The following is a 14,436-nucleotide window of genomic DNA, read 5'->3' on the forward strand; positions in this document are numbered from 1 at the left end:
GATGTTACAGGTAGCAGAACTGCATCAATATTACGGCGGCAGCCATATCCTGCGCGGTCTGTCGTTTGAGGCTCGCCCGGGCGAGATAACCTGCCTGCTGGGGCGCAACGGCGTGGGCAAAACCACGCTGCTGAAGTGTCTGATGGGGCTGATTCCGGTCAAATCCGGCGAGGTTCGCTGGCAAAACCAGCTGATTAACACGCGCAAGCCACACCAGCGCGTGCAGGCCGGCATTGCTTATGTGCCGCAGGGACGCGAAATTTTTCCGCGTCTGACGGTGGAAGAGAACCTGCTGATGGGGCTGGCGCGCTTCTCCGGCGCCCAGGCCAGCCGGGTACCGGAGGAGATCTACCAGCTGTTTCCGGTGCTGCGCGAGATGAAAACGCGGCGCGGTGGCGATCTGTCAGGCGGCCAGCAGCAGCAACTGGCGATCGGCCGGGCGCTGGCCTGCCAGCCGCAGCTGTTGATCCTCGATGAGCCGACCGAAGGGATCCAGCCGTCGGTGATCAAAGAGATCGGTGCGGTGATCCGCCAGCTGGCGCAGCGCGGTGACATGGCGATCCTGCTGGTTGAGCAGTTTTATGATTTCGCCGCCGAACTGGCCGACAGTTATCTGGTGATGTCGCGCGGCGAAATTGTGCAGCGCGGCGCAGGGGTGAATATGGAGAGCGAGGGCGTGCGCGGGCTGGTGGCGATTTAGCCGCGCGGCGGGCGGGCAGGCAGAAGACAGGTTGTTAATCTGCAAGAAAAAACTTATGTTTACCCTCCACCCGGCCATTCCGGCCGCAGCGAAGGTTGAGCGAACAGTTACTGATGGAAACCCGCCGCGACGAACGAATCAATAAGCTGGCGCAGGCGCTGAAACACAGCGACACCCTGCACTTAAAACAGGCCGCGCAACTGCTGGGCGTGTCAGAAATGACCATCCGCCGCGATTTAACCGGCGCGACGCAGGGCGTGGTGCTGCTGGGTGGCTATGTGATGCGCGACCCGCGGCAGAACGTGGCGCACTATTTTGTCAGCGACCAGCAAAACCTCAACGTCAGCAAGAAACGTCTGCTGGCACAGCGGGCTGCCGCGCTGGTACAGGCCAACGACACGGTGTTTTTCGACTGCGGCACCACGTTGCCGCTGGTGATCGAAGCGATTGATAATGATCTGCCCTTCACCGCCATCTGCAGCGCGATCAACACCTTTCTGGCGTTAAAAGAGAAGCCGCACTGTCGAGTGATTCTGTGCGGCGGCGAATTCCACGCCGATAACGCCGTGTTTACCCCGCTCGAGCAGGTCACGGTGCTGGATGCGCTCTGCCCCAATAAAGCCTTTATCTCTGCCGCCGGCATGGACGCCGCGCAGGGTGCCACCTGTTATAACCTCAATGAACTGCCCATCAAGCATCTGGCGCTGCAGCGGGCGCAGACCAAAATCGTGGTCGGCGACAGCAGCAAGTACGGCAAGGTACTGCCGGCGCGCATTGGTGACTTCTCGCTGTTTGATATGCTGGTCAGCGACAGCCCGCCTCCGCCCGCGCTGCTTGCCGTGCTGCAGGCGGCCAGGCTCACCCTGCATTGCGGCTAGCATTATTCCGCCGCTGCGGAAGATTGCGCGCAATGCGGCTGTGATTGCCGGGTGAAAACGGCTAAACTTCAGCATCTGACGTTCCACCCATTACAGACCAAGAGGCTCATCACAACGTGGCTCAATTCGTCTATAGCATGCATCGCGTCGGCAAAGTGGTTCCGCCGAAGCGTCACATTCTGAAGAATATCTCCCTTAGCTTTTTCCCTGGCGCCAAAATTGGCGTACTCGGCCTGAACGGCGCGGGTAAATCGACCCTGCTGCGCATCATGGCCGGCATTGATAAAGATATCGAAGGGGAAGCTCGCCCGCAGCCGGGCATCAAAGTCGGCTATCTGCCGCAGGAACCTCAGCTGAACCCGGAACACACCGTGCGTGAGTCGGTGGAAGAAGCCGTCGCGGAAGTGGTTGGCGCGCTGAAGCGTCTCGACGAAGTGTACGCGCTGTACGCCGATCCGGATGCCGACTTCGACAAGCTGGCCGCTGAGCAGGGTCGTCTGGAAGAAGTGATCCAGGCACACGACGGGCACAACCTGGAAACCCAGCTGAACCGCGCCGCCGATGCCATGCGTCTGCCGGAGTGGGATGCCAAAATCGCCAACCTGTCCGGTGGTGAACGCCGCCGCGTCGCGCTGTGCCGTCTGCTGCTGGAAAAGCCAGACATGCTGCTGCTCGACGAACCGACCAACCACCTGGATGCCGAATCCGTCGCGTGGCTGGAGCGTTTCCTGCACGACTTCGAAGGCACCGTGGTAGCCATCACCCACGACCGTTACTTCCTCGATAACGTTGCCGGCTGGATTCTGGAGCTGGACCGTGGTGAAGGCATTCCATGGGAAGGCAACTACTCTTCATGGCTGGAGCAGAAAGATCAGCGTCTGGCGCAGGAGGCTTCTCAGGAAGCGGCGCGTCGTAAATCGATCGAGAAAGAGCTGGAGTGGGTGCGCCAGGGCGCGAAAGGCCGTCAGTCTAAGGGCAAAGCCCGTCTGGCGCGCTTTGAAGAGCTCAACAACACCGATTATCAGAAACGTAACGAGACCAACGAACTGTTCATTCCACCTGGCGCGCGCCTCGGCGACAAAGTGCTGGAAGTGAAGAATCTGAGCAAAGCGTATGGCGATCGCGTGCTGATTGACGATCTGTCGTTCTCGCTGCCGAAAGGCGCCATCGTCGGCATCATCGGTCCTAACGGCGCCGGTAAATCGACGCTGTTCCGCATGATGTCAGGCCAGGAGCAGCCGGATTCCGGCAGCATCGAGCTGGGCGAAACCGTGAAGCTGGCGTCGGTCGACCAGTTCCGCGATGCGATGGATAATTCAAAAACCGTGTGGGAAGAAGTTTCTGGCGGTCAGGACATTATGCGCATCGGCAATACCGAGATGCCGAGCCGCGCTTATGTTGGTCGCTTTAACTTCAAGGGCACCGATCAGGGCAAACGCGTCGGCGAACTGTCTGGTGGTGAGCGTGGTCGTCTGCACCTGGCGAAACTGCTGCAGGTGGGCGGCAACCTGCTGCTGCTCGACGAACCAACCAACGACCTGGACATCGAAACCCTGCGCGCACTGGAAAACGCCCTGCTGGAGTTCCCGGGCTGCGCGATGGTGATCTCGCACGACCGCTGGTTCCTCGACCGTATCGCCACCCACATCATCGACTATCAGGATGAAGGTAAGGTGGAGTTCTTCGAAGGTAACTTTACCGAGTACGAAGAGTACAAGAAACGCACCCTCGGCGCCGAAGCGCTGGAGCCGAAGCGTATCAAGTACAAGCGCATGGCGAAGTAATCGCTGTGATAACAAAAAGGCGCCGCGGCGCCTTTTTTGTTGTGCTGCGCTAGCTGCCCAGCATCTGCTTCACCAGCTCGACGCAGCGCAGGAAGCGTGTGTCGTAGTCATCCTCTTTGACGTGCACATATTCAATGTGATTTTCACGCAGCATGGTGACCAGCATCGACTGGAACTCACGGCGATCCATCGAACTGCCGAGGCTGCGCAGGCCGTCGGCCACCCACGGCACATTATTTTCCAGCAGAATCACCAGGTCAAAGCGGTACTCATCGATCAGCGCCTGCACGAACGGGTGCTCGCGCCCTTCATACTTAAGGCAGAACGCCTGGGTAGTGATGAAGTCAGTGTCGATAAACGCCACTTTGTTGGCGTATTTGACGGCGAAATCGATGTATTGCGCCTGGCCGAGCGCGATTTTGTCGTAGTCGGAGTATTGCAGCGCCATCTCGTCGCCGCCGAGGTGCGAGAAGACATAATCGCGGCCATACTCCCACGCGCTGGTGGTGTTGAAGATGTTGGCCAGCTTGTTGACCAGCGTCGATTTGCCGCTCGATTCACCGCCGAGCACCGCCACGGTGCGCACGAAGAACGGCTTCACTTCAGTCGGGATGTATTCCCAGTAGCGGAACGGATCCTGACGAATCTGGCTGCCGCTGATGTTCATAAACGATCGATGCGGATCGATCACCACCGCCGGAATACCCAGATGCTGCTGATACATCGGCGCATCCGGTTCTTCGCTGGTATATACGCAGTCGGGCTCAATACCCTGCTCCGCGAGGAAGGTTTTCACACCGGCGCTCCACACATCCCAGCCGTGCGGATAGGGCTCGATGCCCTCTTCGTTGAACGAATGGATGCGGATGTTTTTCTGGTACTTGAAGGTCTGCAGCAGCCAGCGCAGACGATCGCTGATGGTGGGCTGCTGCGACATGGCGCTGTTCTCAAACAGCTGGCGATCGCGCGGATCGTCATGGCCCATGATGATGTGCAGCTCATCGACCTGGCTACAGGCGCGCTGGATCAGGTAGATGTGACCGGTGTGCAGCGGATAGAACTTCCCGAACACCACGCCCACGGTTTTGTCGCGACGCGGGAATTCCAGCCCGAGAAAACGGTGCAGCGCTTCCAGCTTCTGCGCGCTCGGGCTTTTGATTTTGGCATTCAGCAACTGGCTCAGATAGCCTTTGGTCATCCCGCTGGCATCAGCCACCTGCTGCAATGTGTGTCCCTGCTGGCGAATCGCGGTTTTCAGATAGTCAAACGATGACATGTGGTGCCTCCTGCATGGAATTAGAGGGATGGTGCGCGCGGGCCCTCACCCCGGCCCTCTCCCGCCCGCGGGAGAGGGGGAAAATCCTGAACAGAGCGGTTAACAACAGATCGGTACCGTACTTCCCGCCGCTCCGATCGGTTCCCTCTCCCGTAAGCGGGCGAGGAGGAAAATCCTGAACAGAGCGGTTAACAACAGATTGGTACCGTACTTCCCGCCCCTGCGAACGGTTCCCTCTCCCGTAAGCGGGAGAGGGTTAGGGTGAGGGAAAAGGTGGAGCACAAGCCCAACCTCCCCCCAACAACTCACCTTACAGCTCGTCCAGAATCGCCAGCGCGTCCGCCAGTTTCTTCGCGCTATACACCTTCATACCGTCAATCGCCTTCTTCGGCGCATTCCCTGCCGGCACAATGGCGCGCTTAAAGCCGTGCTTGGCCGCTTCGGAAATGCGCTCCTGGCCGCTCGGCACCGGACGAATCTCCCCGGCCAGTCCGACTTCGCCAAAAATCACCAGATCCTGCGGCAGCGGGCGATCGCGCAGGCTCGACACCATCGCCAGCAGCAGCGCCAGGTCTGCACTGGTCTCGGTGACTTTGACGCCGCCGACCACGTTCACAAATACATCCTGATCGGCCATCTGCAGACCGCCGTGACGGTGCAGCACCGCCAGCAGAATCGCCAGACGGTTCTGCTCCAGTCCAACCGCCACGCGGCGCGGGTTGCCCATCATCGAATGGTCCACCAGCGCCTGAATCTCAACCAGCAGCGGGCGCGTGCCCTCCCAGACCACCATCACCGAACTGCCGGAGGTGATCTCATCGCCGCGTGACAAAAAGATAGCAGACGGGTTACTGACTTCGCGCATGCCCTGCTCGGTCATGGCAAAGACGCCCAGCTCATTCACCGCACCAAAGCGGTTTTTGTGGCTGCGCAGCGTGCGGAAGCGCGAATCGGCATCGCCGTCCAGCAGCACCGAACAGTCGATGCAGTGCTCCAGCACCTTCGGCCCGGCCAGCGAGCCATCTTTGGTGACGTGACCGACCATGATGATCGCCACGCCGCGCGTTTTGGCGAAGCGCGTCAGGTAAGCGGCGGTTTCCCGCACCTGCGCCACGCTGCCCGGCGATGACTGGATCTCCGCCATGTGCATCACCTGGATCGAGTCGATCACCATCAACTTCGGCTGCTCCTGCTCGGCGATCAGGCAGATCTGCTCGATGCTGGTTTCCGACAACATATTGAGGTTTTCCGTCGGCAATCCCAGACGATGGGCGCGCATCGCCACCTGCTGCAGCGACTCTTCGCCGGTGACGTACAGGGTTTTCATCCCTTCCGCCAGCTTACACATCACCTGCAACAGCAGCGTCGATTTACCGGCACCAGGGTTACCGCCAATTAGTATCGCGCTGCCCGGCACCACGCCGCCGCCCAGCACGCGGTCAAACTCTTTAAAACTGGTCGAGAAACGCGGCAGCGCTTCCAGACTGATCTCCGACAGCTTCTGCACCCGGCTGGTACCGGCGCTACCGGCATAGCCGCTCAGGCGCTCGTTGCGCGCGGCCGCAGGCGAGGCGGCAATGCGCACCTCGGTAATGGTATTCCAGGCGTGACAGGCGCTGCATTGCCCCTGCCAGCGCGGATAGTCAGCGCCGCATTCGTTACAGACGAAGGCGCGTTTTGCCGCTTTGGCCAAATCAAATCCTCAGTTAACGCTCTTCGTGAATCAGGCTGCCGGTGAGAATGCAGAACACCCCCATCAGGTCAGCGTGGCGGATAATCACTTCCGTCTGCTCATTCACTTTGGGTTTAGCATGATAGGCGATACCCAGCGCCGCCGTTTTAATCATCGGCAGATCGTTAGCACCATCGCCAATCGCCACGGTTTGTTCCGGTGCGATGTCAAAGCGCTGGGCCAGACTGTTCAGGGTATCGGCTTTAAATTGCGCGTCGACGATTTGCCCCAGCACTTCGCCGGTCAGCTTACCGTCACGCATTTCCAGTTCGTTGGCCACCGCAGCGGCCAGATGCAGCGTCTGCCGCAGGTGATCGGCATAGAAGGTGAACCCGCCCGAGGCAATCGCCACCTGCCAGCCCAGCGCCTGCAACTTGTGCACCAGCGTGGTCAGGCCCGGCATCAGCGGCAGCGTGTCGCGCACCTGCTTCAGGATGTTGGCGTCAGCGCCGGCCAGCTTCGCCACGCGCTCACGCAGGCTGGCTTTAAAATCCAGCTCGCCGCGCATCGCGCGTTCCGTCACTTCCGCCACCTGTTCGCCACAGCCCGCCAGTTTGGCGATCTCATCGATGCACTCGATCTGGATGGCGGTGGAATCCATGTCCATTACCAGCAGCCCTGGCGTTTTCAGATGAGGGATTTTGCCGAGCGGCGCCACATCAAAGCCAGCCTCATGCGCCAGCTTGCTGGCACGCGGTGTCAGCGAGCCCGCCAGCCGGATTACCTGATACTCATCGACATTCCACGCGCTGACGATCACCATCGCCGCGCCCAGCTGATGCTGATAATCGGTCAGTTTTTGTTTATCGAGCCCGCGCCCATACAGTAACCAGCCAGTCCGACCGGCACGGTAATCCAGCGGCATCACTTCATCACCGCTCAGGGAAAGGGGTAAACCCGGCCAAAGAGAGACATCGGCGGGCAGATCGCACCAGGTAAGACGATTTGGCATTACAGCTCCTGTAGGGACAACAAAACCACGCAAGAGGCTACCTTGTCTGCGCGGGTTCTGGCAACATAATTGCCAGCCTTTCTGCTGTTACGTCACACGGGTTTCTGATGGTCAAAACCACACTGAAATTTCGCCTGCATCGCACGGTGATCGTTCTTATCTCGCTGGCGCTGTTAGTGGTGCTGATGCAGGGCGCGTCATGGTTTAGTCTTGGCCATCAGATGGCCCGTTCCGAACAGGTCGAGGAGCTGGCGCACACGCTGACGCGCCAGGTGGCGTTCAGCCTGAAACCGCTCATGGATAACAGCGACGATAACCGCACGCAGATTGAAGCCATCCTGAATCAGATGACGGATAACAGCCGCGTGCTGGATGCTTCGGTCTATGCCGACGACGGCAGCCTGGTGGCCCACAGCGGTGAGAGTATTAATGTGCGCGACCGCCTGGCGCTCGACGGTAAACGTGCCGGTAGCTATTTCAATCATCAGATTGTCCAGCCGCTGGAAGGGAAAGAGGGTCCGCAGGGTTTTCTGCGTATTACGCTGGATACCCATGTGCTGGTGACGGAATCGCGTCAGGTGGATAACACCACTAATATTCTGCGCCTGATGATGCTGCTGGCGCTGGCGATCGGCATTATCCTGACCCGTACCCTGCTGCGCGATCGCCGTACCCGCTGGCAGCAATCACCGTTCCTGCTGACGGCCAGCAGAACGGTGAAAGAAGATAAAGAGGAAGAGACGGCGGCGGAGAGTGTGGAGACGGAGAGGAAAGAGGGTTGAGGCAGATAGCTCTCTATAGAAGCACGTCGCAGGTTAATATTGCCGGGAGGTGGCTGGCTGAGATGGGATACAGAGTGACGGTGAAAGTTGGACAGGACAGCCTGATTCTGACGACTGGCAGCTTAAGAGAAAAAGCCGGAAGGATCGTTAAGATTGCGTCCGGCTACTATTATGGGACCTTATTTTTAACCGCTATTGCATTATCTACGACATCATCAAGCAGCATTTCTTCTTTCTGGGAGAAATTAGCATATTGAGACATAGCTCTGCATGTTGATAGTTTTTCTAATATTTCAAGAGAAACTTTATCACCACACTTGATTATTTCATTATACCAATTAGTGAAAAAAATCGCTGACTCAATTTTACCATTCGCATTAAGCTCAACTATCATTTTTTCGAGCGATCTCATTAAATCATTTAAAGCATTCACCAGCGAACCCTCATAGTTTTAACAACCTATGTTCAGGGGGAGATTTGAAACCACAGCTTGATATCTTAAGCCAGGATATCCAGCGCCCTGAGCAGCTGCAGGATCTTCACTTCGGGGCTTTAAGTTCCAATAGATTAATTATGATTACTCTCCAGTCATGACGGATTGTTAGTTTTTGGCACAATAGGGAAATTTATTATCGCAATAACAACTGTGACGACTATTTTGCAATCATCTTATGACATCAGCGCTAATTTATCACGCTAAGTATAATAATCTTTAAACTTCTATTAATAGATCGAATTGTTAAAACTATGTTCTTTTCGTGGCGTTTATTTGGTAAAGTCCGCGAATCGTTCAAGCTTTAATAATCAGGCACACATGTTTAAATGTTTAAACCACCAGTTATCCCTAATGGTCATCTACTATTCTTGAAATTTATGGAAAGTTGTAGCACTATCCTTACCCGAAAAGATATAGCAATGTATCGACATAAGGATAGTTTGAATTAAATTTTATGCTAATGCTCTGATAATTATGGACCTTCCCAATATTTAGTGTTTTCAGTAGCTCTCTCCAAATCGTCCATATCATCCTCTCCAGGCTCACGGTCAAATTTACCTCCAATCATTCCTCTCATCTTCGATAACAATGTAGTAACATCATTATCATCAATGAAATTGGTAGTTTCTCGCTCATACGCTCTTCGCTTCTCCTCATTGATTGTTGATTCGTTATAATAATAATGAGCTATATTATTTAATGACACCAATATATAATAAACCTCCTTATATAAATCAATTGCCTCAGCCTCTGTTAAATATATTTTCTTTTTATTTCTCGACACCACCACCCCCTTTAATTATTATGTGATTATAAATTTTAATATTGTCAACAACAGTTAATTAATCAGAATGAAACCGTTGATTACGAATTTATTGTGGCTTAAGGTTGGGGCATGTGTTTCAATAAAATATCGGTTAGACAATGACCCTAAAGACTAAAAACCCGTAAAAACCATTTATCAATGATGATAAAAACGCACTAAAAAAAGCCAACGAAAAAACAACCAACTAATGAAAGTTACAATATTTATTACTTAATTAAATAAAGATCACTGTAAAACATCAAGACCAAAACCAGCCTCGTCACTACAATGGCATTACTTTATATCCCTCACACCTTTATAATACCACTAGCCTCGCACGAGTTATATTAGCTTAATCAATGGCGCCCTGGCGTTATTATTTACACTCACAGCCAATTATCCATAAAGTTCTGGACAAGCAAGTTAAGAATAAGTTTGCAAACACATCAACAATCATAACTTTACCAATCCATTATCGCTATCAATAAAAACATTAAACGATTCATTTTTCGCACAATAATGCAGAAACTCTTCACATTTTTTATATTCCTCGTTAAGAGCAATACACCCAAATCCGACATCATCATGTGGATAAATGGCCACATTTAAATCCAGATTAATATAAAAACAAACCTGACCAACAACTCCAGCATGACACATCATCAATCTTGATAGGCCTCTGAAGTCATGACTTTTTTTACTTAAGCTGAGTGAAAAAGCCGGCAAACAAGAATCACCATAAAGATAACTTTCAAACTCTTCGGTCATTGGCAAAAGTAATTTTTTATCTTTCATCTCCTCATATAAAGCCTGATAATTATCAATCGTTTCTTTATCACCCTCTCTTTCATCATTAAATGAAAGAGCTGCAATAACAATTACACCTTCATCTTCTTTACCAAAAAACCCTTCGAATAAAGAAATAGCCTCGTCAATTAGAGGGTATGAAAAAGAATCTTTTTTTTCAAAAAAACCGACCCAACTTTTAGACAATCTAAATCCAGAGAAATTAATTTCATTTAGTGAGAGGCTACTTATCGATTTTAATGATCTTTCCATCACTCATACCTATAGTTATTTTATGCCTTGGCTTTGGTTCCGCTTTACCTATACCAACTTTCCATTCACCTTGTTTATCACTATGCGATGTATTACTTTTACTCCATATTTCATTTGTATGATTATTCTTATAATTCCCACCTTTTACTTTAACAAAATCTTCAGGATGTGATGATGGAGTCCTTACTATATCGCCTATTTCAGCACTGTTTACTTTTTTCTTAGGATTATCTAAGTGGCATTTTGAAAGACCCAGGGGATCAATCCATGCCAGCGGGTTCGGCGCATAATGATAAAGATTCAGCCCACCCGCCAGCCCTATCGGGTCCTGACTGATGAACCGACCCGTATCCGGATCATAGTAGCGGAACCGGTTATAGTGCAAACCCGTTTCTGCATCGTAGTACTGGCCCTGATAGCGCAACGGCTGGTGTAACGGCTCAGCATGGCGCACCTGCGCATGCTCTACCCGCACCGTGTTGCCCCACGCCCGGTACTCTGCCCGCCACGCTACACTACCATCCGCACTGGTCAGCTCACGCGGCATGCCCGCAACGTCATTGTGATACCAGTGTACCTGCGCTGCGTGCTCCGTTTCACCCTGCTGCAGACTGATCTGTGCCAGTGGTGCAAAGCTCTCGTCTTCATAAATCCAGATGTGCTGGCGCGAGCCACGCACTTCGCTCAGCAGACGGTTGCCGTCCCAGATAAAGCACGTCACGCCAAAGGCGTCACGTTTCCAGCTGCGTCGACCGAACGCATCGTAGCCGTAAGTAGTGCGCTGTTCTGTGCCGTTACGCGTGCTTACCGCCTCTGTCAGCTGGTGCTCGGCGTTCCAGGAAAACTGTTGCACCGTATGCCGACCAATGCGCTTCTCAGCCACGTTGCCAAAGCTGTCATACGCCCAGCGCCGGTCTTCGTGCACCCTTAGACGGTTATCCTTCAACGGCGGCGCGCCGACCTCATTCAGCAAATTATGTGCGGGGTCAAAAGCAAACCGCTCATCCTGCGCTCGCGTGAGTCGGCCCAGTGCGTCATATTCGTAGCGGTGGTCACCGGTGTAGTGATCGACCATCTGCATTAGCTGGCCGTTGCGTTGCCATACATAATCACGTGCCACCGCCGTGCTGTCACCGCGCATAGCGCGCTGGCTCACCAGCCGGCTCATCTCATCATGAACATACTCGCTGGCCAGCGCTCCCTGGGTACGGCGCACCTCACGGTGCAGCATGTCACGTTCGCTTTCGCTGATGACGCGACCGCCAAAATTGACCTGCACGCGGTGACCGCTGCCATAATAAAGGTTACTCAGCTCACGACCGTCCGGTAGCCTGGTATGAGTACGGTTACCCAGCTCGTCATACTGATGGCGCAGCTCGTAATTAATACCACGAATCAGGCTGCGCTCCACCAGCAACTGGCTGGCATCATCCCACTCTAGCTCCACACGTCCGCCGTGATTGACGCCAGTTGTCAGACGTCCCAGCGCATCGTAACTGAAGCGGGTACGCTGCCACTTTGCATCTCCGCCGCGTGCCACCAGCTTCTCAAGCAGCCTGCCGCAGTTATCGCGCCGATAATGCGTGCGAATTTCCGGGCCGCTGCCGTCGCCTCGCTCGGTACGCGTCAGCGCATTTCCACTGGCATCATATTCATAATAGGTGGCAGAACCATCGAACCTCTGTTCACCGATCAGGTTGTTATGCGCATCGTAACTGAAGCTATAGCGCGTGCCATTTTCATTGATGAGAGCAACCAGACGACGTGCGCGATCGTATTCATAGCTAATAGGGTTACCGAGCGCATCTGTTCGCGTCAACGGCAGACCGTCCCCCGCCAGCGTCCAGCGTGTTGCCTGATTCTGTGCGTCATACCAGGCTGTCAGGCGCTGCCAGCGGTCAAACTCGAAGCGCTCGACACCGCCATCCGCATGCACAATGCGCTGTGGCAGACCATCACGACGGTTATAAAGAGTGGTAACGTTGCCTGCGGCATCAGTTTGCTGCCTGATCCAGCCGTACTTGTCATAATCAAAGCATGTGGTGCGTCCGGAACAATCGGTATGGCTAGTTAAAAAGCCGGCACTGTTCCAGCTCAGCTTTTGAACACCTGCTGCCGCGTCGCGGATACGAACCAGGTTACCCTGATCGTCATGGTTATATTCGGTAATGCGGCCAATCTCATCAGTGAAACGAATCAGGCTGCCTGCAACGTCATAATGGTATTCGCGAATACCGCCCAGCATGTTTGTAACCCGCACTGGCAGGTTCCAGCGAGCATGGTAGTCAAAGCGTGTCGTCTGGCCATCCGGTTCGATAACAGCAGTGCAGTTACCGCGCTCATCATAGCGATAACGCGTCACACGGCCAGCCTGATCAGTAAGCTGTATTATCTGTCCACGCGCGTTACGGCGAATGCGGATATAGCCGCCCGAAGCATCACGAAAACCGGTTAACTCGTGGTTATCGTCAAAGTCATAGCGCGTGACGCGGCCCAATGCGTCAGTGACGGTTGTACTGTTACTGGCGTACTCGAAACGCCATTCACCGCCAAGGCTGTCACGATGCGCCAGTACTTTGCCATCCGGTGCGTGTTTATCGTAGTGATAGAAACACTCAAGTTCGCCCGCTCGACGATGTGCCACCATTACGTGATTTCGATAACGAAATTCACGCAGCACCTCATCATGCTCATTGCGAACAGCACTTAAATCTCCTTCAGAAGAATAATCATAGCTGCAGAGCTTTTCGGCACTCAGGGGGGCAGACGGATAACAAACGCTTACGGCAGTGATACGTTCTACGCTTCGATCTTCATCAAGCATCAGTCGGGTAAATGTAATATTGAAGCGTCGTCCTGCACTGTCAGTAATTAATATCGGCTGATGTTGCGCGTTGTACTGCAGAGTAAGGCGGTTACCGTGGCGATCGCTGATTGCCGAAAGTAGCCAGCGGCCCTCTCCTGCCTGATGAGTGAAGTGCCAGTTCTGGCTTTCATCAGGCGCAGAAATGCAAAACTCGCCCGGCTGTGGCTGGGAAAGTAATAGCTGCTCATAGCGATGCAACTGCGGCTCCCGACCCGACTGTGGCCAGGGAAAATCAATTTCTCGACCCTGTTCATCAACCAGAATCAGCAGTTCGTTGTCTTTGCGTAATTCCTGAGCAAAAGGTAAAGACCACCCCTGACCTAACCAGCCGTTACCTGTTTCATCAGAGAAATACAAACGCTGCCAGTTAAGCGGTACCGCAGCGGGAAAAGAAAAATCTTTATCTTGATCGTCAAAAAGTAATTTAATACCCAGCAAAGGATTTACCGGACTACCGATTGCCATCTCAACCTCTGGCAACGGCCTCTGCGGAATTTTGCAGGGCTCAGTTTTTTTCTGCCCATGCCCTTTATCATTTCCGCCTTTATTACTGCCGGCCTTTTTCGCTTTAATAACTTCGTCAGCTTCTTTTTTTGCTGCTTTAGTTTCTGCTCTGGCAGCAGAACTTTCTGCCTTCACTGCAGCCTTTTCAGCCAGTGCTGTGCTTTCTTTGGCGACGGTTTTCCCGACTTTTGCTGCCTCAACCGCTTTGCCAGCTTTCGCTGCCAGCTTACCCGCTTTAAAAGCTGCCCCACCGCCAGGCACAAAGTTGGCTGCAGCAGAGGCAGCTGAAAGTGCCGCGTTGCCATAATCTCCCTCAGCGGTATAAATAGCAGCGTTAGCGCCGTCTGCTACGGCACCAATGACGGGGACTGCGCCAAGGACATCAAGGCCGGTGTGTACCCAGTCGCCATAATCGCTCCACCAGCTTTTCTTTTTAGGCGGGTTGGCACTGCCCGCCGTAACGTGGCCCTGGGGCGCAGGCGCATATTGTAATTTACCAATCGTGTTTCCGGTTGCCATTGGAGCTCCGTGCAGGAAATTCAGGTATTAATGAGTAAGGATATGTGCGGGTACTTTCAGATTAATAAAAGATAAAGTAACGT

Annotated in this window: 11 protein-coding genes; 4 read left to right on the plus strand and 7 right to left on the minus strand. The window is 53.7% G+C overall.

The genetic code is table 11. The annotated features are described in order from the left end of the window. Position 1 precedes the first annotated feature (1 nt). The 3 genes from urtE to ettA all read left to right on the plus strand — a co-directional run bounded on the left by urtE (position 2) and on the right by ettA (position 3,362). Complete coding sequence (gene urtE, locus F3I21_RS16705) at positions 2–700, plus strand: urea ABC transporter ATP-binding subunit UrtE (RefSeq protein ID WP_141496370.1); 699 nt, start codon at positions 2–4, stop codon at positions 698–700. A gap of 113 nt (positions 701–813) precedes the next feature. Further along, positions 814–1,578, plus strand: coding sequence for a DNA-binding transcriptional repressor DeoR (gene deoR / locus F3I21_RS16710; protein WP_058757230.1), 765 nt, complete (start codon positions 814–816; stop codon positions 1,576–1,578). A gap of 116 nt (positions 1,579–1,694) precedes the next feature. Beyond that, positions 1,695–3,362, plus strand: coding sequence for an energy-dependent translational throttle protein EttA (gene ettA, locus F3I21_RS16715; RefSeq protein WP_071813584.1), 1,668 nt, complete (start codon positions 1,695–1,697; stop codon positions 3,360–3,362). A 49-nt stretch (positions 3,363–3,411) separates the two neighbouring features. On the opposite strand, the gene nadR is transcribed toward ettA, so the two are convergent. From nadR to serB, 3 genes are all read right to left on the minus strand, one after another. Next, positions 3,412–4,638 (minus strand): multifunctional transcriptional regulator/nicotinamide-nucleotide adenylyltransferase/ribosylnicotinamide kinase NadR, encoded by a 1,227-nt coding sequence (nadR, locus tag F3I21_RS16720; protein WP_010618490.1) that lies wholly within the window; start codon positions 4,636–4,638, stop codon positions 3,412–3,414. Positions 4,639–4,948: 310 nt separating this feature from the next. After that, positions 4,949–6,331, minus strand: coding sequence for a DNA repair protein RadA (radA, locus tag F3I21_RS16725; protein ID WP_021506810.1), 1,383 nt, complete (start codon positions 6,329–6,331; stop codon positions 4,949–4,951). 13 nt (positions 6,332–6,344) lie between these two features. After that, positions 6,345–7,322 (minus strand): phosphoserine phosphatase, encoded by a 978-nt coding sequence (gene serB / locus F3I21_RS16730; RefSeq protein ID WP_021506809.1) that lies wholly within the window; start codon positions 7,320–7,322, stop codon positions 6,345–6,347. A 107-nt stretch (positions 7,323–7,429) separates the two neighbouring features. Between serB and F3I21_RS16735 the strand changes: the two genes are divergently transcribed. Further along, positions 7,430–8,104 (plus strand): YtjB family periplasmic protein, encoded by a 675-nt coding sequence (locus F3I21_RS16735; RefSeq protein ID WP_150059357.1) that lies wholly within the window; start codon positions 7,430–7,432, stop codon positions 8,102–8,104. 169 nt (positions 8,105–8,273) lie between these two features. Here F3I21_RS16735 and F3I21_RS23260 read toward each other — a convergent pair whose 3' ends face one another. From F3I21_RS23260 to F3I21_RS16755, 4 genes are all read right to left on the minus strand, one after another. Further along, positions 8,274–8,537 (minus strand): hypothetical protein, encoded by a 264-nt coding sequence (locus F3I21_RS23260; RefSeq protein ID WP_190286105.1) that lies wholly within the window; start codon positions 8,535–8,537, stop codon positions 8,274–8,276. 535 nt (positions 8,538–9,072) lie between these two features. Beyond that, positions 9,073–9,384, minus strand: coding sequence for a hypothetical protein (locus F3I21_RS16745; protein ID WP_150059359.1), 312 nt, complete (start codon positions 9,382–9,384; stop codon positions 9,073–9,075). A gap of 474 nt (positions 9,385–9,858) precedes the next feature. Further along, positions 9,859–10,398 carry a hypothetical protein gene (locus tag F3I21_RS16750; protein ID WP_223815706.1) on the minus strand — a complete coding sequence of 180 codons (540 nt, stop codon included), beginning with the start codon at positions 10,396–10,398 and terminating at the stop codon, positions 9,859–9,861. A gap of 37 nt (positions 10,399–10,435) precedes the next feature. Further along, positions 10,436–14,353, minus strand: coding sequence for an RHS repeat-associated core domain-containing protein (locus F3I21_RS16755; RefSeq protein ID WP_150059361.1), 3,918 nt, complete (start codon positions 14,351–14,353; stop codon positions 10,436–10,438). Positions 14,354–14,436 lie beyond the last annotated feature (83 nt).

The sequence above is a fragment of the Pantoea sp. B_9 genome (genome assembly GCF_008632015.1).
In the GTDB taxonomy this organism is placed as follows: domain Bacteria; phylum Pseudomonadota; class Gammaproteobacteria; order Enterobacterales; family Enterobacteriaceae; genus Pantoea; species Pantoea dispersa.

Coding starts and splice junctions, on each gene's coding strand:
- nadR (WP_010618490.1), bottom strand. CDS start 4,638: ATGTCATCGTTTGACTATCTGAAAACCGCGATTCGCCAGCAGGGACAC.
- deoR (WP_058757230.1), top strand. CDS start 814: ATGGAAACCCGCCGCGACGAACGAATCAATAAGCTGGCGCAGGCGCTG.
- urtE (WP_141496370.1), top strand. CDS start 2: ATGTTACAGGTAGCAGAACTGCATCAATATTACGGCGGCAGCCATATC.
- serB (WP_021506809.1), bottom strand. CDS start 7,322: ATGCCAAATCGTCTTACCTGGTGCGATCTGCCCGCCGATGTCTCTCTT.
- F3I21_RS16755 (WP_150059361.1), bottom strand. CDS start 14,353: ATGGCAACCGGAAACACGATTGGTAAATTACAATATGCGCCTGCGCCC.
- F3I21_RS16735 (WP_150059357.1), top strand. CDS start 7,430: ATGGTCAAAACCACACTGAAATTTCGCCTGCATCGCACGGTGATCGTT.